The 20079-nt window shown below is 71.3% G+C and carries 17 protein-coding genes; 9 read left to right on the forward strand and 8 right to left on the reverse strand.

Annotation, left to right across the window (positions count from 1 at the left end; genetic code table 11):
* The first annotated feature begins 19 nt into the window (after positions 1-19).
* The 6 genes from POL25_RS41735 (at position 20) to POL25_RS41760 (ending at position 10403) form a co-directional block, all read left to right on the forward strand.
* Positions 20-544 carry a hypothetical protein gene (locus POL25_RS41735; protein WP_272092020.1) on the forward strand — a complete coding sequence of 175 codons (525 nt, stop codon included), beginning with the start codon at positions 20-22 and terminating at the stop codon, positions 542-544.
* Between the two features lie 673 nt (positions 545-1217).
* Positions 1218-4319: a DUF3427 domain-containing protein gene (locus tag POL25_RS41740; protein ID WP_272092021.1), complete on the forward strand. Its 3102-nt coding sequence runs from the start codon at positions 1218-1220 to the stop codon at positions 4317-4319.
* A gap of 391 nt (positions 4320-4710) precedes the next feature.
* Positions 4711-5655 (forward strand): STAS domain-containing protein, encoded by a 945-nt coding sequence (locus POL25_RS41745; RefSeq protein WP_272092022.1) that lies wholly within the window; start codon positions 4711-4713, stop codon positions 5653-5655.
* A 205-nt stretch (positions 5656-5860) separates the two neighbouring features.
* Complete coding sequence (locus tag POL25_RS41750; RefSeq protein ID WP_272092023.1) at positions 5861-6226, forward strand: hypothetical protein; 366 nt, start codon at positions 5861-5863, stop codon at positions 6224-6226.
* A 705-nt stretch (positions 6227-6931) separates the two neighbouring features.
* Complete coding sequence (locus POL25_RS41755) at positions 6932-8743, forward strand: flavin-containing monooxygenase (RefSeq protein ID WP_272092024.1); 1812 nt, start codon at positions 6932-6934, stop codon at positions 8741-8743.
* Positions 8744-8762: 19 nt separating this feature from the next.
* Positions 8763-10403, forward strand: a complete 1641-nt coding sequence (locus POL25_RS41760; RefSeq protein WP_272092025.1) for an SMP-30/gluconolactonase/LRE family protein — start codon at positions 8763-8765, stop codon at positions 10401-10403.
* Positions 10404-10407: 4 nt separating this feature from the next.
* Here the strand turns inward: POL25_RS41760 and POL25_RS41765 are convergent, their stop codons facing one another.
* Positions 10408-10797 carry a VOC family protein gene (locus POL25_RS41765; protein ID WP_272092026.1) on the reverse strand — a complete coding sequence of 130 codons (390 nt, stop codon included), beginning with the start codon at positions 10795-10797 and terminating at the stop codon, positions 10408-10410.
* Positions 10798-10844: 47 nt separating this feature from the next.
* Positions 10845-11288 (reverse strand): helix-turn-helix transcriptional regulator, encoded by a 444-nt coding sequence (locus tag POL25_RS41770; RefSeq protein WP_272092027.1) that lies wholly within the window; start codon positions 11286-11288, stop codon positions 10845-10847.
* A 182-nt stretch (positions 11289-11470) separates the two neighbouring features.
* Here POL25_RS41770 and POL25_RS41775 point away from each other — a divergent pair, with 182 nt between their 5' ends.
* The gene (locus tag POL25_RS41775) at positions 11471-11608 is read left to right on the forward strand and encodes a hypothetical protein (RefSeq protein WP_272092028.1); all 138 of its coding nucleotides are present in this window, start codon (positions 11471-11473) and stop codon (positions 11606-11608) included.
* A gap of 124 nt (positions 11609-11732) precedes the next feature.
* On the forward strand, positions 11733-12218 hold the full coding sequence (locus POL25_RS41780) for a hypothetical protein (RefSeq protein ID WP_272092030.1): 486 nt from the start codon (positions 11733-11735) through the stop codon (positions 12216-12218).
* 40 nt (positions 12219-12258) lie between these two features.
* Here the strand turns inward: POL25_RS41780 and POL25_RS41785 are convergent, their stop codons facing one another.
* Genes POL25_RS41785 through POL25_RS41795 form a run of 3 tightly spaced genes read right to left on the reverse strand, consistent with a single transcriptional unit; the run spans position 12259 to position 15786 of the window.
* The gene (locus POL25_RS41785; protein WP_272092031.1) at positions 12259-13620 is read right to left on the reverse strand and encodes a sigma-54-dependent transcriptional regulator; all 1362 of its coding nucleotides are present in this window, start codon (positions 13618-13620) and stop codon (positions 12259-12261) included.
* Positions 13617-15329 (reverse strand): protoglobin domain-containing protein, encoded by a 1713-nt coding sequence (locus POL25_RS41790; RefSeq protein ID WP_272092032.1) that lies wholly within the window; start codon positions 15327-15329, stop codon positions 13617-13619. Before POL25_RS41790 ends, POL25_RS41785 begins: the two co-directional genes overlap by 4 nt.
* A gap of 46 nt (positions 15330-15375) precedes the next feature.
* The gene (locus tag POL25_RS41795) at positions 15376-15786 is read right to left on the reverse strand and encodes a response regulator (RefSeq protein WP_272092033.1); all 411 of its coding nucleotides are present in this window, start codon (positions 15784-15786) and stop codon (positions 15376-15378) included.
* A 595-nt stretch (positions 15787-16381) separates the two neighbouring features.
* Between POL25_RS41795 and POL25_RS41800 the strand changes: the two genes are divergently transcribed.
* Positions 16382-17800 carry a sigma-54-dependent transcriptional regulator gene (locus tag POL25_RS41800; RefSeq protein ID WP_272092034.1) on the forward strand — a complete coding sequence of 473 codons (1419 nt, stop codon included), beginning with the start codon at positions 16382-16384 and terminating at the stop codon, positions 17798-17800.
* Positions 17801-17876: 76 nt separating this feature from the next.
* On the opposite strand, the gene POL25_RS41805 is transcribed toward POL25_RS41800, so the two are convergent.
* The 3 genes from POL25_RS41805 to POL25_RS41815 all read right to left on the reverse strand — a co-directional run bounded on the left by POL25_RS41805 (position 17877) and on the right by POL25_RS41815 (position 19906).
* The gene (locus POL25_RS41805) at positions 17877-18566 is read right to left on the reverse strand and encodes a TVP38/TMEM64 family protein (RefSeq protein WP_272092035.1); all 690 of its coding nucleotides are present in this window, start codon (positions 18564-18566) and stop codon (positions 17877-17879) included.
* Entirely contained in the window at positions 18563-19225 is a 663-nt protein-coding gene (locus POL25_RS41810) for a Rossmann-fold NAD(P)-binding domain-containing protein (protein ID WP_272092036.1), read from the reverse strand. The genes POL25_RS41805 and POL25_RS41810 overlap by 4 nt, the downstream gene beginning before the upstream one ends.
* Positions 19226-19339: 114 nt before the next feature.
* The gene (locus tag POL25_RS41815) at positions 19340-19906 is read right to left on the reverse strand and encodes a TetR/AcrR family transcriptional regulator (protein ID WP_272092037.1); all 567 of its coding nucleotides are present in this window, start codon (positions 19904-19906) and stop codon (positions 19340-19342) included.
* Positions 19907-20079 lie beyond the last annotated feature (173 nt).

Consider the following 20079-nt stretch of genomic DNA (forward strand, 5'->3'; position numbering starts at 1 on the left):
CCGGTCCCACACCAGCCGCGTGCCGTCCGGATCGAAGCACGGCGGGAAGCCCTGCTCGGGCGGCGGCGTCTTCAGCCGCATCAGCGCCGCCAGCGACCACACCTTCACCGCTCCCGCGAACGTGGCCACGAACTCACCGCTCGGCGACACCGCCATCTCCCAGCCGAAGATCGGCAGCACGCGCTCGCGGCGACCGTCCCAGCCGATCATCCCGCTGCGAGTCGTCGAGACCACCAGCTTCCCGCCGCCCTCCGCGACCTCCGACACCGGTGAATCGGTGACCAGCGCGCGCTCGATCTGCAGCGTCGCCGGATCGACGACATACACGAACCCGGCGGCGTACTCGTCCTCCGAGCCGTACACGAGCAGGCGTTTCTCGTCGGCCGTGAACTTCGCGCTCGCGGTGCCCTCCGCTGGGCAAGGCAACGCCTCGCGCGGCGCGCCCTCCGAGCGGAGCAAGTACGTCGGGCCCCACCCGTCGCTCACGAACTTCGGGTACGCCGGCGCGGCCTCGTCGTCCAGATCCGGCTCGGTCACGAATTGATCGCCGCGCCACTGCCAGCGCACCCGCTCCTTGCGCCGCTCGGGCACCCCGGGGTTCGGGTACATGCGCCGCGCCGACACCACGATCTCGTCGTCCGTCACGAAGCGCAGCACGGCCAGCCCCGCCAGCGACACCTCGCTCGAGGTCAGCTCGGCGAGCAGCCCCTCCGTCAGCGGCAGCCGGCGCATCGGCCGGATCCACGGCCTCTGCCGCGCCGCCAGCTCCTCCGCCCAGCGCCGATACAGCGCCGCCGTCGTCCGGTCGCCGAACGTGCGCGCCAGCATGCAGCTGCCCACCGAATCCGGGTACTGCGCCAGCAGCTTGCGGTCGCTCTCCAACACCCGCCGCAGCCGCGCCCGCACCTTCTCGCCCTCGATCTCTGCCAGCCACACCTCGAGCGAATCGGTGGCCAGGGCAGACTCGAGCGCAGCGATCGAGGCAGTCACCCCGGTCTTATCGCACGTCCCCGTCGACACCGGCATCCGTGCCCCCCTCACCCCGGTCGACATGCCCCCCCTCGCCCCCTCTGCGCAAATCCGGCCACTGGCACGCGGCATCATCGACGACACTCTTTTCGGCCTTCACGGCAGGCTGGTCCAGGAGCGCGAATATTGCTACTTGATCGACCTGGGACGCCGCGCGACGGCTCCAGCCCTCGGACGACGAGACACCCATGAGCAAGCGCCAGGAGCCGCCCGAGCAAGCGTGGGGTCTCTACGAGACCCTGATCACCGAGGCCGTCGCCGCCAACGTCCGCGACCTCTCCCCTCGTCGCTCCGCGCGGGTCGAGCGGCTCCGCCCAGCCGACGCCGCCGACCGCCTCGCTTTGCATCTCGGCCGGATCGTCAACCGCGCGCTCGCGGCGTTGCCCGACGAGGAGCGGGTGCCTCGCGGCGTTCAGTTGGCGCGGCAGTTGATCGCGCAGATCGCCTCCGAGCTCGCCCTCGACCTCGCCCCCGACCTCCCGCGCGAGCCCGGCGAGGTCCTGCGGGCGCTGCTGGGCCGCCTGCCGGACGGCAGCGCCGAGCTCCTGAGCGAGCCGATGATCCCGCTGCTCGACACCACGCTCCTCACCAACGCCCCGGGGGAGCCGCGGCTCGGTCACCAGCTCCACGCCGAGATCCACTCCTCCGATCGCATCGATCTGCTGATGGCATTCATTCGTCGCAGCGGCCTCGCCCCGTTGCTGGACGCCCTTCGCCGCCACTGCGAGGCCGGCCGCACCCTGCGGCTCTTGACCACCACCTACACCGGCTCGACCGAGGCGCGCGCTCTCGATCAGCTGCGCGCGCTCGGGGCCGACATTCGCATCTCCTACGATACCGGGGCGTCGCGCCTGCACGCCAAGGCGTGGCTGTTTCACCGCCGCTCGGGCTTCTCGACGGCGTACATCGGCTCCTCGAACCTCACCCACGCCGCGCAGGTCACCGGCCTCGAGTGGAACCTCCGCGTCTCGAGCGCGCGCAACCCCGACGTGATCGACCGCGTCGCCGCGGTCTTCGAGACCTACTGGAACAGCGACGACTTCATCGCCTACGACCCCGACCAATTCGCCGCCGAGAACGAGCGCGCGTCCGGCCCTGTCCTCCTGCTCAGCCCCATCGAACTGCGCCTGGAGCCCTTCCAGGAGCGCATGCTCGAGCAGATCGCCCTCGCCCGCGCGCAAGGTCATCACCGCAACCTCCTCGTCTCCGCCACCGGCACCGGCAAGACCGTGATGGCCGCCGTCGACTACGCCCGGCTGCGCGCGAGCCTGCCGCGCGCCCGGCTCCTGTTCGTCGCTCACCGCGAGGAGCTCCTCGACCAGAGCCTCGCGACCTTCCGCCACGCCCTCCGTGAGCCCAGCTTCGGCGAGCTATGGGTCGGCGGCCAGCGGCCGCGGCGGTTCGAGCACGTGTTCGCCTCGATCCAGAGCCTGAACGCCGCCGGCCTCGCCGACCTCGACCCACGCCAGTTCGACGTCGTGATCGTCGATGAATTCCACCACGCCGCCGCGCCGTCGTACCGCGCCTTGCTCGATCACATCACCCCGCTCGAGCTGCTCGGATTGACCGCCACTCCCGAGCGCAGCGACGGCCTGCCGCTGCTCGGGTGGTTCGACGGCCGGATCGCCGCCGAGCTGCGCCTGTGGGACGCCATCGATCAGCGCCGCCTCGCCCCGTTCCTGTACTACGGCATTCACGACGGCCTCGACCTGCGCGACGTCGCCTGGCGTCGCGGTCGCGGCTACGACGTCGCGTCGCTCTCGAACCTGATCACCGCCAACGACGTCTGGGCCCGCCGGGTGCTCGCCCAGCTCGTCGCGCGCATCGACGATCCTCGCGCGATGCGAGCGCTCGGCTTCTGCGTCAGCGTCGACCACGCCCGCTTCATGGCCCGCGTCTTCAACGAGGCCGGCATCGCCGCGCTCGCCGTGTGTGGCGACAGCCCGGACGGCGAGCGCCGCGCCGCGCTCGACGACCTCGCCGCGCGCCGCGTCAACATCGTCTTCTCGGTCGACCTCTTCAACGAGGGCATCGACGTGCCCGCCGTCGACACTCTCCTCCTGCTCCGACCGACGGACAGTCCGACGCTGTTCCTGCAGCAGCTCGGCCGCGGCCTCCGGCGCAGCCACGGCAAGGAGGCCTGCACCGTCCTGGACTTCGTCGGCCGCCACCGCGCCGAGTTTCGCTTCGATCGCCGGTTCCAGGCCCTCCTCGGCGGCTCTCGCCGCGACCTCGTGCAGCAGATCGAGCACGGCTTCCCGTTCCTCCCGGCCGGCTGCCATCTCGAGCTCGACCCGATCGCCGCCGACATCGTGCTCGCCAACATCCGCCAGGCGACCCCCTCGCGACGCCCCGCCAAGATCGAAGCCCTGCGCCGGCTCGCCCGCGAGCACGGCGCGCCCACGCTCGATCAATACCTCACGGAGGAGGGCCTCGATCTCGCCGATGTCTACAGCGGAGACGGCTGGTCGGACCTGTGCGAGGCCGCCGGCCTGTCCCTTCGGCCAGCCGGGCCGCGCGAGGCCGAGCTCCGCCGCGCCTGCGCGCGCCTGCTCCACATCGACGACCCCGAGCGGATCGCGGCCTTCCGGGACCTCGTGGCCCGCGACGCACCTCCGCCGCTCACGGGCATGCCGGAGCGCCAGCGTCGGCTGCTGCGCATGCTCGTCGCGGCCGTGACCGAGCGCGCCCTCGACAAGACCACCACGCTCGCCCAGGCCAGCGCGCTGCTCTGGCAACACCCGCAAGTGTTGGCCGAGCTCCGCGAGCTGCTCGCCGTGCTCGCCGGCCGCATCGATCACCTCCACCACCCGCTCGCGGAGCGTCCTGATGTCCCGCTGCAGGTCCACGCTCGCTACACCCGCATCGAGATCCTCGCGGCGTTCGGCGTCGGCGCCGAGGCCAAGGTCGCGCCGTGGCAAACCGGCGTCTACTGGGCCAAGGAAGCGCGCGCCGACCTCCTGGCCTTCACGCTCGACAAGACCAGCGGCAACTTCTCACCGACCACCCGTTATCGCGACTACGCGATCAGCCGCGAGCTTATCCACTGGGAGAGCCAGGCGATGACCCGCGCCACCAGCGAGACCGCCCGGCGTTACCAACAGCACGTCCAGCTCGGCACCGCGATCATGTTGTTCGCCCGCGTTCGCAGCGACGAGCGGGCCTTCTGGTTCCTCGGGCCTGCCACTTACGTCCGCCACGAAAGAGAGGCGCCGATGGCCGTCACGTGGCGCCTGCATCACGCGCTCCCCGGCGACCTCTTCACCGCGTTCGCCGCCGCGGTCGCCTGACCGCTGCGTATCGCAGCGCTCCCTCTCGACTCACGGCCGCTCGCGCCCGCATGGTCTGCAGGGTCGCACGCGTGCCGTGACGCGCCGATCGCGTCCTTACACTCCCGTATGGGTCGGAGCCCGCCCACGTCCTCGGGTCGACGCCGAGGCACCGCGCTCACCCGATCTCGAGGATGTCCCGAAGGACAGCTGACCTCACATCGCGCCTGCGGCGCGAGGCTGCCGGGGACGTCCGCCTCGCTCGGCCCTGCGGCTCACGCGCGACGCTCCAGGAGCGCGACGGACGGGCGAAGCGTGCACCTCGTCCCTCGATCCTCGGGTTCGTGCCCAGGATGTCCGCGGACGGCTCGTCAGTATCTGCGGGCTGGCTGCGCGGTGTAAGCTCGCCGCGATGGCCGCAAGCGACAGGTCGAACGAAGAGCTCACCGCCGAGGTGGAGGCGCTTCGGCGGCAGGTGGAGGAGCTCGAGGTCGACGCGCGGCGGTACCGGGCGATGGTCGACAATGTCGCCCTCAGCGTCCAGGTCTGCGACGCCGCCGGTCGCGTCGTCGAGGTCAACCGCGGCTTCGAGCGGCTGTGGCACCTCTCGCTCGCCGCCGTGCACGGCCACGTCATCCTCGAGGACAAGCAGCTCGAGCCGTCCGGCAGCCTGCGCGGCGTTCGCCACGCCTACGCCACCGGCGAGGCCACCCGGCTGCCCGCCATTCGCTACGATCCGCGGCACACCGAGGGCGTCTCCGACGGCTCTGCGGGGTGGGTCGCCTCCTCGATCTACCCCGTGCGCGACGACGCCGGCCGGCTCGTCGAGGCCGTGATCATGCACTACGAGATCGGCGAGCTGAAGCGCAGCGAGGAGGAGCTGCGGATCCAGAACGAGGCGCTCGAGGCCGCGGTCGCCGCCCGCACGGCCGAGCTGTCCGAGCACCTGCGCCTGCTCCACGCCCAGCAGCAGTCGCTGCGCGAGCTCTCCACGCCGGTGATCCGCCTGTGGCCGGGGATCCTCGCGCTGCCGCTGATCGGGGTGATCGACGCCGCCCGGGCGACGCAGATCATGGAGAACCTGCTCTCGGCGATCGTCCATCACCGCGCCTCGCAGGTCCTGCTCGACGTCACCGGCGTGCCCGTCATCGACGCGGAGGTCGCCGCCCACCTGTGCCAGACCGTCGGCGCCGCGGCGCTGCTCGGCGTGCGCTGCATCCTCGTCGGCATCTCGCCGACCATGGCGCAGACCCTCGTCGAGCTCGACCTCGACCTCACGCGCCTGGCCACCGCCGCGAGCCTGGAAGACGGCCTCCGACAGGCGCTCGCGCAGCGCAGCCCGACCCCCCGCGGCTGATCGTCGCCAGGCGTCGCGCCGGAGCAGCCGCCGCCGGCAGGCGCTCGCGCAGCGCGACCCGGCGTTGGGACCCAGATCGTCGTGATCATGCGCTAGCCCGCGCCGAGGGTTGACATCCGCCCGAGGCCGGGGAAACGATCGCGGGATGATGAGAGCATCCGCCGCCCGCGGCCGAACGCAGGTCATCGGCGTCATCAACACCTGCATGACCTTCCAAGTGGCGGTGATCGTGCTGTTCGTGGCCGTCCGTGGCGGCGAGCGGCTGCCGCAGCAGCTCGTCCGCACTCTCCTGGCCGCCGGCCTGTGCTACGCGCTCTACCGCGGCGCTCCGTGGGCGCGCTGGACCACGGCCGTGCTGTACGGCTTCGCCGGCGCGCTGGGGATGGTCCTGCTGGCGACCGACCACGACACCGTGAACGCGATGACGCTGTTCCAGTTCGCTATGGCCACCAGCTTCCTCTCCTGCACCGTGGTCCTGGTGCTCTCGCGCGACGTGGCGGCGTACTTTCGCCGCGACACCGCCGTCCGCTCGCCGCCCGGGCAGCCCCGCGCCCCGGACAAAGTGCAATGACCATTGGGACATGTGTCGGGAGGGCTACTGCCCCATCCTCCGACGCCAGGCCACGAAGCTCGACCCGATCGCAGTCGCCAGCCGCGAGAGGGGGTCCTTCCGTCCCTCAACGCCAGGTATAGAAGCGTTCCATCTGCTCATGACGCCTCCGGCGTGTGCTCCAAGCACCTTCGCCCGCAGCGAGTCATTTATCACAACAGATGACCCAAGAGACATGTTGCGCCCCCGCTCCTCCGCCGGGCGGCCGCGCGCGTCGGCTCGCCCAATCGCGCGAGGCGCTCATCCGGGTCCCCCTCCCCCCGGCCGCCCTCACCAGTAACTCCCCCGAGCGCGCCTCCTCCTCGTACGAATCGGCGGTCCGCGCCTCGGTCGATACCCCACCCATTCGCGCACGAAAACGCCACCGACGCGCGATCTAAGTCAGTTGACTTTTCAGGCGAATGACTTAGTGTACCGGCCCGGGAGGATGCGCTCCCAGACCACCTCTAAAAAGCCCACGGGAGGGGCTCCTCCCATTCCCTGGAATGCCGCGCCCCCGGTCGGATCTGCCGTGGTCGCGCCGGGACCGTCATCGCCCTGCGATGATTCGCGGGACCGCGCCCTCGCCGGCGCGCCCGCGCATAGGTCCGCCCGTGGCTCGACGAATGATGGCAGCGCCCTTGCCCCTTCGGGCCGGCGCCTCTTTGCAGCGAAGGATGTGCGACGATGAATGCAACGACCAAGAATGACGCCGGATTCTCGCCGGAGGCGCTGCGCGAGAAGTATCGCATCGAGCGCGAGAAGCGGCTGCGCCCCGACGCCAGCGCCCAGTACGTCGACCTCAGCGGCGTGCACGCCGAGTTCGACCGCGATCCTTACGTCGAGCCCGGCTTCACCCGCCCGGCCGTGGCCGAGACCGTCGAGGTCGTGGTCGTCGGCGGCGGCTTCGGCGGCATGCTCGCCGCCACCCGGCTGCGCCAGGCCGGCGTCGACTCGATCCGGATCGTCGAGAAGGGCGGCGATTTCGGCGGCACCTGGTACTGGAACCGCTACCCCGGCGCCGCCTGCGACGTCGAGTCGTACATCTACATGCCGCTGCTCGAGGAGACCGGCTACATCCCGAGCGAGAAGTACGCCAAGGCCAGCGAGATCTTCGCCCACTGCCAGCGCATCGGGCGGCACTTCGATCTGTACCGGGCCGCCCTGTTTCAGACCTCCGTCGCCGGCATGGACTGGGACGACGACGCTCGCCGCTGGATCGTCACCACCGACCGCGGTGACCGGCTCGCCGCGCGGTTCGTCATCATCGCCGGCGGCGTGCTTCACAAGGCCAAGCTGCCCGGCATCCCCGGCATCGAGAGCTTCCAGGGCCACAGCTTCCACACCAGCCGCTGGGACTACGCCTATACCGGCGGCGGCCCGGCCGGCGGCATGGAGCGGCTCGCCGACAAGCGCGTGGGCATCATCGGCACGGGCGCGACCGCGGTCCAGGCCATCCCGCACCTCGGCGCCTCGGCCAAGCAATTGTACGTCTTCCAGCGCACGCCCTCGAGCATCGGCGAGCGCAACAATCAGCCGACCGACGCCGCGTGGGCCCAATCGCTGCAGCCCGGCTGGCAGCGCGACCGCATCACCAACTTCTCCGCGATCGTCTCGGGGCGCCCGCAGGACGTCGACCTCGTGCGCGACGGCTGGACCTACATCTTCGACGGGGGCAGCGGCGCGCCGGCGACCAGCCCCGAGGAGGCGGCTCAGCAGCGCATGATGACCGATTTCCGCAAGATGGAGGAGATCCGCGCGCGGGTGGACACGCGGGTCCAGGACCGGGCCACGGCCGAGGCACTCAAGCCCTACTACTATCAGTTGTGCAAGCGGCCCTGCTTCCACGACGAATACCTCGACACCTTCAACCGCCCCAACGTCCAGCTCGTCGACACCGGCGGCAAGGGCGTCGAGCGCATCACCCCGACCGGCGTGGTCGTCGACGGCCAGGAGTACCCGGTCGACTGCCTGATCTACGCCTCGGGCTTCGAGGTCTCGAGCGAGTACACCCGCCGGCTCGGCTTCGACATCCGCGGCCGCGGCGGCCAGTCGCTGCGCGACAGCTGGGCCGAGGGCGCCTCCACCCTCCACGGCATGCACAGCCGCGGCTACCCCAACCTGCTGATCTTCAGCACGACCCAGAGCGGCTGGGCGATCAACTTCGTCCACATCCTCGACGAGCAAGCCAAGCACGCCGCCTACATCATCGAGCAATGCCGGCAGCGCGGCGTCGAGACCATCGAGGCGACCGACGCGGCCCAGCAGGCGTGGTGGCAGGTGATCTACGCCAGCCTCGCCAACATGGCCTTCGGCGGCGCCGAGTGCACGCCTGGCTACTACAACAACGAGGGCGGCGCGTTCGGCATGCGCGAGGTCAAGATGGCCGCGTTGGCCAGCGGCCCGCTCGAGTTCATCAAGATCCTCCACGACTGGCGCGAGCACGGCGGGCTCGAAGGCCTCGAAATCACCCGCGCGGCCGACCCCGCGAGCCCCTGAACGCGCCCCGGAGGACCTCATGCGTCGCGCGCTCCAAGCACTCGTGATCACCTGCCTCGCGCTGGGCCCCACCAGCCAGGCCCAGGCCGCCCCGCCGCCCAAATACCGCCAGGAGGTCGTGGTCGCCGGCTCATCGTTCCAGGGCGTGCACGGGCTGGTCGTCGACAAGGGTCGATTGCTGGCCGGCAACCTGCTCGGCCAGACCGTGCACGCCGTCGACCTCGCCACCGGCGCCGTCTCGACCGTGGTGGGCCCGCCGCTCGGCGGCGCCGACGACCTGACCCTCGGGCCAGATGGCTCGATGTACTGGACCGGCTTCTTCTCCGGCCAGCTGATGCGACGCACCCCGCAGGGCAAGGTCCGCGCGATCGCCAAGGACCTGCCGGGCCTCAACTCGCTGGCGTTCCGCGGCGACGGCCGGCTCTACGTCACCCAGCTGGGCCCGGCCGACGCCCTGTGGCAGGTCGACCCGACCGGCAAGCAGAAGCCGCGGCAGGTCCTGGCCGCGCCGGGCTTCCTCAACGGCTTCGAGTTCGGCCCCGACGACCGCCTGTACGGCCCGCTCCTGCTCAAGGGACAGGTCGTGCGGGTCGACGTCGACACCGGCAAGATCGAGGTCGTCGCCGGCGGCTTCACCATGCCGACCGCGGTCAACTTCGACAGCAAGCGCGAGCACCTGTTCGTCGTCGACGCCGCGACCGGCGAGCTCGTGCGCGTGCGCGTGGCCACCGGCGAGAAAAAGCTCGTCGCCCAGCTTCCGACCGGGCTCGACAACCTCGCCGTCGGCCCCGACGACCGGGTCTACGTGTCCAACATGGTCGACAACGACATCCGCGTGGTGAACCCCGCCGACGGCTCGGTGCGCACCGTGGTCGCCGCGCGCCTCACCGTGCCCTCCGGCCTCGCCGTCGCCCCGGACGACGTCGACGAGCAGCTGTGGGTCGCCGACGTGTACGCGCTGCGGCGGGTCGGCGGGCGTGACGGCAAGATCGCCCAGACCACCCGCGTGCTCTCGACGCCGATGGTGTTCCCGATGCACGTCAGCCTCGGCGACAAGCACGGGATCCTCAGCAGCGCCTACCTCGCAAGCGTGCAGGTGCTCGACCGGGCCAACGGCGCGGTCCTGCGGACGATCCCCAACACCGGCGGCGTTCAGGGGGCGATCGAGCTCGGCGACGGCGCGCTGGTGGCCGCCGAAGCGACCACGGGCCGGCTCGTGCGCATCGACAAGGCCGAGCCCGCGACGACCACCGTGCTCAGCGAGGGCCTGCAGGGCCCGGTGGGCCTGGTCGGCGACCTGCAGGCGGACGAGCCGGCGGTCTACGTCACCGAGGTGCGCGCGGGCCGGGTCACGCGCGTGCGCCTGTCGGACGGGGCCAAGCGCACGGTCGCCAAGGGCCTGCGCGCGCCCGAGGGCATCGCCCGTCACCCCGACGGCGGCCTCGTCGTCGCCGAGGTCGGCCGCAAGCGCCTGGTCCGCATCGACCCCGCGACGGGCCGCAAGACCGTGCTGGCGAGCGGCCTGCGCATCGGCCTGCCCGAGAGCCGCGGCCTGCCGCCCGGTTACGTGCCGACCGGGGTCGCCGTGGGCCGCTCGGGCACCATCTACGTCTCGTCGGACGTCGAGAGCGCCCTCTATCGATTCGTGCCGGTCCCCTGAACACTCACCCGATCGGCTGATACAGCTGGATCAGGTTGCCGCAGGTGTCGGCGAGGATTGCGATCGACACCGCGCCCATCGGCGTCGGCTCGATCGTGAAGGCCACCCCGCGCGCGCGCAGCCGATCGTACTCCGCCGCGAGGTCGTCGACCTCGAACGCCGTCAGCGGGATCCCCTGGGAGAACAGCGCCGCCTGGTACGTCTTCGCCGCCGGGTTGGCGTTGGGCTCGAGCACCAGCTCGACATCGCCGGGCCCCTCCGGCGAGACCACCGTGATCCAGCGGTACTCGCCGATCGGCAGGTCGTGCTTCGGCTTGAAGCCGAGCACCTCGGTGTAAAACCGCAGCGCCTTGTCCTGATCGTCGACCATGATGCTGTTCAGCTTGATCTTCATCGCTTCGCCTCCGTGGATGCGCGGCGAGCATGACAGCTGCCGTACGGTCACGCTTCTCGAAAATTGCGAAACGTGCCCGGCGGCAGCCCGCCCATCAGCGTCAGGCAGCCCGCGACCGGGCTCACCGGCCGCGACGGCGGCACCTGCACCAGCCCTCGCAGACGCCGCTGATACGCCGACGGCGTCACCCCGACCCGCCGCCGGAACAGCGCGCTGAAGCTCCCGAGGCTGGAGAAGCCGACCTCCAGACACACCTCGGTCACCGGCATGTGCCCGGCCGCCAGCAGCCGGCGGGCGCGACCCAGCCGCGCGTGGATCCGGAGCTGATGCGGCGTCGCCCCGAACACCGCCTCGAACTGCCGGATGAAGTGGTACTGCGAGATGCCGACGGCGCGCGCGACCTCGCCGACCGACGCCTGGCCCTCGCCGACCTCGCACAGCAGGTCGCGCGCGCGGCACAGATGGCGGAAGACGTCGGGCCGCAGCAGCATCCGCCGCGAGCCTACCGCGGAGCGCCGGCCACCGCGAGCGTCCAGATCGCCGGGTCACGCAGGCCCTGCAGCGTTGCGCAAACGAGTCGCCGCTCGACCCTCGCCAGGCCCCTCAAACCGGCCCTGCGAAGCCTCCTGCGGGTGGTACGGGCCTTGCTAACTCGAGCGGCGAGGATCTTCGAATGACCACCACCTTCGCCTTCATCGCAGCCTTCCCCGGTCTCTTGCAGAACATGCTCGGCTGGCTCTGCGGCGCGCTCGTCATCCTCGGCCTGTTCCTCTTCAACCGCAGCCGCATGCGCGAGCCTTCGCACGAGTGATGCGGCCGAGCCCGGTGCGGACGCAGCATCTGCACCGCCGCGCAGGGCGTTCGCCCGCGCCAGCGAGCCCGGCGGGGAATCGCAGCGAGAACCGCTGGCACGCGGATTGCTGCTATGACGGCGCATGCACGTCGCCCTCCGCTGTCTCTTCACCTCGCTCCTGTTCGCCGCCGCCTGCGACGCGCCGCCGCCCGCGCCGCGCGTCGAGACCCGCAACGCCAACCCGAGCGGCGACCGCCAGGGCCTCTCGGGCTGCCTCGACGATTGCAGCGCGCAGAAGCTGAGCGGCACCGACGCGGCGACCTGTCGCAACAATTGCGAGGCCTCGTTCAGGGTCGCCCCCACCGCCGCCGGCGCGCCCGCGCTCGACACAACGGTCAAGTGCCTCGACCGCTGCCACCGGCAAGCGCCGAAGGACGCCGCCTGCGCCGACGCCTGCAAGGGGTCGGCGCAATCGCTGGAGTCGGAGTTCCCCGGCGCGCTGGGCCGCCTCGGCGCCTGCGTCGACGCCTGCCACGCCGATCGCAGCCTGGCCGACACCGACCGCTACACGTGCGTCAACAACTGCGCGCAGACGGCGAAGATCGCCGACAAGCCGGCCGCGCAGTGACGCGGCCCTGCGCGCTGCGGTGAGGCACCGCAGCCGCGCTTCACCGCTTGCCGTAGGCGTGCAGGCGGTACTGGATCGTGCGCACGCTGATGTCGAGGATCTCGGCCGCGCGGGTCGTCGAGCCGCCGACCGCGTCGAGCGTCGAGAGGATCGCGTGGCGCTCGATCTCCGCCATCGTCGCCCCCGGGATCCGGATCCCGCCCTGCACGTCGGGCGCCCCCTCGAAGGGCAGGTGGTCGGCGTCGATCTGGTCCGCGTCGCACAGCACCACCGCGCGCTCGATCGCGTTCTCGAGCTCGCGCACGTTGCCGGGCCAGGTGTGGCGGGCGATCTTCGCCTGCGCCCGCTCGCTGAAGCCGCGGATCGACGCGTGGTTCTCGGCGACGAAGCGCTGCAGGAAGTGCTCGGCCAGCAGCAGCGAGTCGCGCCCGCGCAGCCGCAGCGGCGGCAGCTCGACGTGCACGACGTTGAGGCGGTAGAACAGATCCTCGCGGAAGCGGCCCTCGCGGACCTCGCGGGCCAGGTCGCGGTTGGTCGCCGCGATCACCCGCACGTCGACCTTGATCGACTCGCCGCCGCCGACGCGCTCGAACGTCCGCTCCTGCAGCACGCGCAGCAGCTTGACCTGCAGCGTCGGCGAAATCTCGCCGATCTCGTCGAGGAACAGCGTGCCCTTGTCGGCCTGCTCGAAGCGCCCGATCCGCTGGCGATCGGCGCCGGTGAACGAGCCCTTCTCGTGGCCGAACAGCTCGCTCTCGAGCAGCGACTCGGCCAGCGCCGCGCAGTGCAGGGCCACGAACGGCTGCTTGGCGCGCGGGCCGAGGCCATGGATCGCGCGCGCCAGCTCGCCCTTGCCGGTCCCGCTCTCGCCGGTCAGCAGCACCGTCGCCCGCGCCCCCGCGACCTGCTTGGCCGTGCGATAGACCTGCTGCATCGCCGGGCTGGTGCCGAGCAAGCCTTGCAGCCCGCTGCCGTCGCGCTCGCGCAGCTGCCGGCGCAGGTTCTCCGCCTCGCTCCGCAGCGCTCGCCGCTCCATCGCCCGCCGGATCGCCAGCACCAGCGCGTCGATCTCGACCGGCTTGGTCTGGTAGTCGTCGGCCCCGGCCTGCATCGCCGCCACCGCCGACGCCACCTCGCCGAACGCCGTCACCACGATCACCGGGATGTCGCGGTCCTGCTCGCGCAGGCGCTTCAACAATTCCATGCCGTCCATCTTCGGCATGCGCAGGTCGGTCACGACCACGTCCGGCGCGAACTCGGCGGCGGTCCGCAGCGCCGCGGCCCCGTCGGCGTCGATGCGCACGTCGAAGCCCTCGTGGCGCAGCAGCTTCTCGAGCCCGTGCCGCGCGCTCGGCTCGTCGTCGACGACGACGATGCGCGGCAGCTGTGGTTCCTGCGTCATCCGTGGTTCTCCATACGCGAGCGGATCGCACTGTCGGGCGGGCCGTCGAGCGGCAGCACGATGCGGAAGACCGTGCACCCGCGCTTGCTCTCGACGTCGAGGGTGCCACCGTGATCGGTGACGATGCGATACGAGATCGACAGACCGAGCCCGGTGCCCTGCGCCTTGGTCGAGAAGAACGCGTCGAAGATCGGCGCGTCGTCGGGGATCCCGGGGCCGTCGTCCTCGATCTCGAACGACACCGTCTGCGGCTGCCTGCGCGCCCGCAGGACCACGCGTCCGGCCCGGCCCTCGCCGCTGACCGCCTCGACCGCGTTCTGCGTCAGGTTGAGCAGCACCTGCTCGAGCTTGGCCCCGTCGGCCTCGAGCTCGAGCGCCTGCGGCGGCACGTCGAGCTCCACCGCGACCCCGTGCTGATGCGCCTGCGCGGCCACCATCTGGGCCGCGCGCTCGAGCAGCGTCTGCGCCATTACGCGCTTGACCAGCAGCGGCTTCGGCCGCGCGAACGCCAGGAACTCGGTGACCAGGCTGCCGAGGCGCTTGATCTCGTCGGCGACCACGCCGACGGTCTCGATCAGCTCGGGGTGCGCGCCGGACCGCTTCAGCGAGCGGTCGAGGTAGGTGACGTGCAGCTGCGCCCCGTTGAGCGGGTTGCGGATCTCGTGGGCCAGGCCGGCCGCGAGGGTGCCGATCGCCGCCAGCTTCTCCTGCTGCTTGGTGCGGGCCAGCAGCGCCTTCTCGTGGGTGGTGTCGCGGCCGATGGCGAACACGCACACGTCGTCGCCGCTCGACGGCGCGTGCGTCAGCTGCCACAGCACGCTGCGCCGCTGCCCCGAGCGGGTGCTGATCGCGGTCTCGATCGCCCGGCTCACCACCTCGCGCTCGCCCGCCGTCGCCGCGAAGCCGCCCAGGACCTCGCGCAGCGCCGCGCCCTCGCCGGTCTCGTCGATCGCCAGGCACTCGAGCAGCGGGCGCCCGATCACCTCGTCGCGCGCGAACCCGGTGACCCGCTCGGCCTCCTGATTGAACAGCAGGATCGCCCCGCGCGCGTCGAGGCCGACGATGACCACGTGGGCCAGCTCGACCGCGTTGACGTAGCGGTGCTCCGTGCGCGCCAGCGAGGCGTCGAGCGCCTTGCGCTCGAGCCGCTCGACCTGCTGGATGCGGGCGACGAAGTTGTCGCGGTAGCTCTCGAGCATGATCGCCAGCTCGAGGTCGAGCAGGCGCGACACGGCGTCCATCACGTGCAGCCCCGCCGGCCCCTCGGCCTCGGCGATGCGCTGCAGCGACGAGCGGATGAGCGCCATCGCCGTGAACATGTAGCGCTGCGGCAGCCCGACCTTGACGTGCACCCGGCCGATCTTGGCCGTGTCTTCGAAGTACGCCTCGTCGTAGCGGCCGCCGAACAGCCGCTCCATCCACAGCACCAGCGACCGCTGCAGCCGCGCGATCTGGGCCTCGCCGGTGAACACCGCGTGCGCCTCGTCGTGCAGGCGGATCCGGTCGTAGAACTCCTGGGCGATGCGAGCGAAGTGCGGCGCCGCGACGTCACGGAAGCCCCGCAGCAGCGCCGCGTCCTCGGCCGCGAACGCGACGTAGCGCTTCAGCTCCTCGAAGCGGGTCTCGGCGGCAGGCGGGTCCCGTGCTGGAAGACCATGGTTCGACAGGGAAGACCGTCGCTCTCGCTGGGTGCGCGTGAAAATTACCATCTCGACCTGCGCGCCAACAAGGGCCCGGAAGGCCGCGGACTCGGCCTCACGCCGCGGCCTCCAGCAGCCGCAGCAGCCCCGGGTAATCGATCGGCTTGGTCACGATCCGGCAGCCCGGCGCTGCCCCGAGCGCGAGCCGCTCGGCCACCTGCGGGTGCGCCGTCACCAGCACCAGGCGCAGCGCCGGATGGCGCGCGTGGATCCGCCGCAGCGTCTCGACCTCGCCCGCGCGCGCCGGCGAGACGTCCATCACCAGCACGTCCGGCCGCGGCCCGCGCTCGACGCAGGCCTCGGCCCCGGCGGCGTCGCCCGCGACCTCGACTTCGAACCCGTCGACGCGCAGCAACTTGACCAGGACGGTCGCCGTCTTCGGCTCGCCGTCGACGATGAGGATCGACACCGGTCGCTCGGTCACCACGCCGAGAGGCACGGGCTGCTGGATTGCGCATCGAAGCATGGTCGTGAGGGGTGGCACGGGGAAAGTCGCGGCGTGGTCCGGAGGCTTCGAGCAAGCGTCATGCCATCGCTATTCGGGCCGCTGACCGGGGGCTGCGACAGCTCTTTCCCCGCCGGCAGCGCGAGCGCCTTGCGCACCGGTGCAAGACCTGCACGTCGCGCCTCCCGGGCGTCGCCAGCGAGCGCCACGCCGCGCGTCGAGGGCTCTCGTAAGGTCAGCTTCACCGCCCTCACCGTCGCCCAGGATATTCGCGCTGGCGCCTTCGTCGCACGCGCAACTCCTGCACCGAAGTGCACCGCCTGCACGCACGATCCGCCGTCGGCTCGCCGCGATCCACGATGATGCTCGATCCTCTCTCGCTGGCGCTCGCGAGCTCCGGCGACCGACAATCCCGGCCCTGCGCGTCCTCTCGAGGGGCTCCCGCAAGCCGTGCACCGCCACGCAATCGGTGCACCCCCTTGCGCGCGAACGTTGCGTGCTTCCCTGCCCCCGAATTGGCACGCCTGTTGCTGAGGCCACCGGGCAGCACCACCGCGCTCGGCCGGCTCCGACTGTCGGCGCGCGTCTCGGTGAACCTGGCCTGGAGGACAGATCGATGCCCAACCCGAACCCCGCCGCCCCCCGGATCCTCATCGTCGACGACGAGCCGAGCGCTCGCTCGGCGCTGACTGCCCTGCTGCGAGAGGAGGGGTACGAGGTCCAGAGCGCCGCCGACGGCTACAAGGCGCTCGGGCGGACCGACGAGTGGCGGCCCGACATCGTGCTCACCGACGTCAAGATGCCCGCCCTCGGCGGCATCGAGCTGCTCGCCCGCCTGCGCGAGCGGCTGCCCGAGGTCGCGGTCGTCATCATGTCCGGCTTCGGCTCGGTCGAGGGCGCCGTCGAGGCCATGCAGCTCGGCGCCGACGACTACCTCAGCAAGCCGCTCGACCTCGACCAGGTGCTGCTCACCCTCCAGCGCATCGTCGCCGGCCGCGCCCTCGCCAGCGGGATCAAGGAGGCGCGCGCCGCCTGCGGGTCCGCCGACGCCGAGACCCTCGCCGACCTCGTCGGCCAGAGCCGGACCCACCGCGAGCTCGTCGAGCTCGCCGGTCAGGTCGCCGAGGCTCCCGTCTCGCTCCTCATCACCGGCGAGCGCGGCACCGGCAAGCAGCACATCGCCCACCTCATCCACCAGCTCAGCGGGCGCCCCGGCCGGCTCGTGCGCGTCGGCTGCAGCACCGCCGACGAGGCCACCCTCACCGAGGAGCTGTTTGGCGCCGAGAGCCGCGTGCTCGCGGCCCACCGCGGCACCCTCCTGCTCACCGACGTCGACGCGCTCCCGCCCGCGCTCCAGGCCCGGCTGCTCGGCCTCTTGCAAGATCGCTGCGTCACTCGCCTCGGCGGCGCCCGCCTCGAGATCGACGTCCGCGTCGTCGCCACCAGCCGCGACCTCGCCGGCGCCGTCGCCAGCGGCCGGTTCCGCCAGGACCTCGCCGAGCGCCTCGCGGTCGTCGGCCTGCGCGTGCCGGCCCTGCGCGAGCGCCGGGACGACATCCCCCTGCTCGCCGCCCACTTCGTGCAACGCCACGCCCGCAGGCTCGGCAAGACGGTCACTGGTTGCGCCGAGCGGGTGCTGCAGATCCTGTTCGGCCTCGACTGGCCCGGCAACGCCCGTCAGCTCGAGACGTGCATCGAGCGCGCCGTGATCCTCGCCCGCGGCCGCGAGATCGAGCCGCGCGACCTGCCGCGCGAGTTCACGGCCGCGACCGCCGATCACCGCGGCGCGCCGGTCATCCCCGGCGCCAGCCTGTGGGACATCGAGCGCTACGCCATCCTGCAGACCCTCGAGCACACCGGCGGCAGCACCAGCAAGGCCGCCCGGATCCTCGGCATCTCCCCGCGCAAGATCCAGTACCGCCTCAACGAGTACGGCCTCGTCAAGCAGTCCGCCGTGGCCCACTGCGCCCCGCGAACGAGCGAGCCGCCCGCCACGGTCAGGCCGCAGCGCACGGGCTCCCTCGCCGACGCGTGACGCGTTCACACCCCCGGGCGTCGGTGGCATGCATCGACCCGGGATCGTGGTGAAGACAATCGTTCGGGCGGCCGCGTCAGGCGTCGCGGGGCTCGCCGGACGGACGACGGCGCTCGTGGGCCCGGGCGAGCGCCGCGACGAGCAGCGAAGCGACGAGCAGCCCGGCGAGGATCGGCCACGCATCGGTCTGAAACCGCCCCGACGCGTCGAACATCTCGCTGCCGAGGTAGCTCACGAGCAGCAGCGGCGGCACATAGCCGATGAGCGAGCCCCAGAAATGAGTCCAGAACCCGACCCGCGACACGCCGAGGAAGGCGTGCAGCACCTGCGGCATCCAGAAGATCAGGCGCAGGACGACGACGGTCCGGAACGCGGCGTGATCGAGCGATTCGTCGTACTTGCGGAGCCGGGCCGGAATGCGCTTCGAGACCCAATCCTTCGCCACGAAGCGCGCGAACGAGAAGCCGACCACGCTCGCACCCATCGTCCCGATCATCGACAGCGCGAAGGCCGTCCGCCACGGCCAGATCAGCGGCGCCGCGACGATGAAGATCGTCCCCGGGACGCCGAACGGCTGCAGCACCGTGTACGCCAGGATGAACGCGAGGTAGCCCCACGCCCCCATCGCCACGAGCCCCTCGGCCAAGATCTTCGGCTCGGCGAGCCGCTCGAACACCCCGAAGCAATAGGCGCCCGCGAGCGTGAGGAGCACCAGGACGACGACGCTGAGCCTGGCGCCACGCCGCGCGCGAATCGTCGGGCTCATGCCGCGACCCTGTTGATGTCGGCCATCTCGAGGATGAACCGATCGGCCCGCCCCTCGACGACCCGAAGCATCGCACGGCCGAGGATCTCGGAGGTGGTGAACAGGCTCGGGAACCTCCGCGTGAGCCACGGGAGCAGCGGGAGCACCGGCTTCAACACCACGAGCCCGGCCTGATAGAGGCGCGTGCGGCTGCGGATGCCGGGACCGGGCCGGATGAAGCCGGGGCGCACCGCGCCGGCGTGGCGAAACGGCATCGACTTCAGCGCCCCCTCCACGCGCTGGCGAACCCTCGCCCACATCGAACGGCCGCCGGCGCCCGCTGCCGAGCAGTAGCAGAAGGAGAACTCCGGGTTCAGCCGGACCAGCGCGCGCGCCCACAGCAGCGTCAGCTCCTCGGTCACTCTGGCGTAGGCCGCCTCGTCGAGGCCCACGGAGCTGACGCCGACGGCCCAGATGCAGGCGTCGTAACCGACGAGCTGCTCTTCGACGGCGCCGATGTCGAAGAGATCGGGCAGCAGGAGCTCGCGCAGCTTCGGGTGCTCGACGCCGCACGTACGCCGCCCGATGCTGAACACCGCCTCGACCTCGGGGGCCGCGAGCGCTTCGCGCAGCGCGCCTGCCCCGACCATGCCGTTCGCGCCGAAAATCACGAGTCTCATCCCATGCACCTCTTCATTCCGTGGATCCGCACGATCATCCGCGCTGGCATGATTGTGCCGTCCGAGCTCAGCGAGCGAGCGCCTCGCACAGCAGCCGAGCCGCATCCTGGTCGTTCACGGTCGGCGCCCCTTCGAAATCGCTGGTCTTACGAATCGCTCGGCGAGGACCTGGAGCCGCCGTTCGAGCACCGCGCTCGTCGGCATATCGGCGAGCAGACCGTCGAGCGCGAGCAGGAAGACCTCGGCCTGCTCCTCGTCCCCCAGGATGGTCGACACGCAATCCAGCGCGACCCTGTGGTGCTCCGCGTCGGTCGCGGGGTCCAGTCGCTCGCAGACTTCGAGGAACTCGCTCCCCATCGGCGTCCCGACCATGTCGGACCACGGCTCCAGCACCATCACCCTGCACACCGCGAGCAAGCGCTCGTATCGGCTGCCTCGCGCGCCCGTCGCCTGCTTCGCCGCGGGGTGCAGCGAGACCAGCCAGTCGACGAACACGGCCCTGTAGATGTCTTCCTTGTTTTTGAAGATCCGGTAGAGCAGCGTGCGCGAGAGGTTCGCCCGCTTGGCGATGTCCTCGAGCGAGGTCTTGGCGAAGCCGAAGTTGAGGAAGCACCACCGCGCGGCGAGCAGGACCCTGGCGCGGCGCGCAGCCGCCTCGTCCTCGTTCATGGTCGCGCTCACGCGAACACTTTGACAATCGGAGCAATATTTGTCAACTCGTCACCGAGCGAGAGCCGCCCGACCCGGGCACCGCGCCTCTGGGCGGCGATTTCGCGCCCGCGCAGCGATTCGCAGCACCGCGCGAACGATGAGCCTGCGCGAGGCTTGCGTGCCCCGTGCACCGCTTGCGCCTC

This window comes from Nannocystis bainbridge (assembly GCF_028368995.1).
GTDB classification, from domain to species: Bacteria; Myxococcota_A; Polyangia; order Nannocystales; family Nannocystaceae; genus Nannocystis; species Nannocystis bainbridge.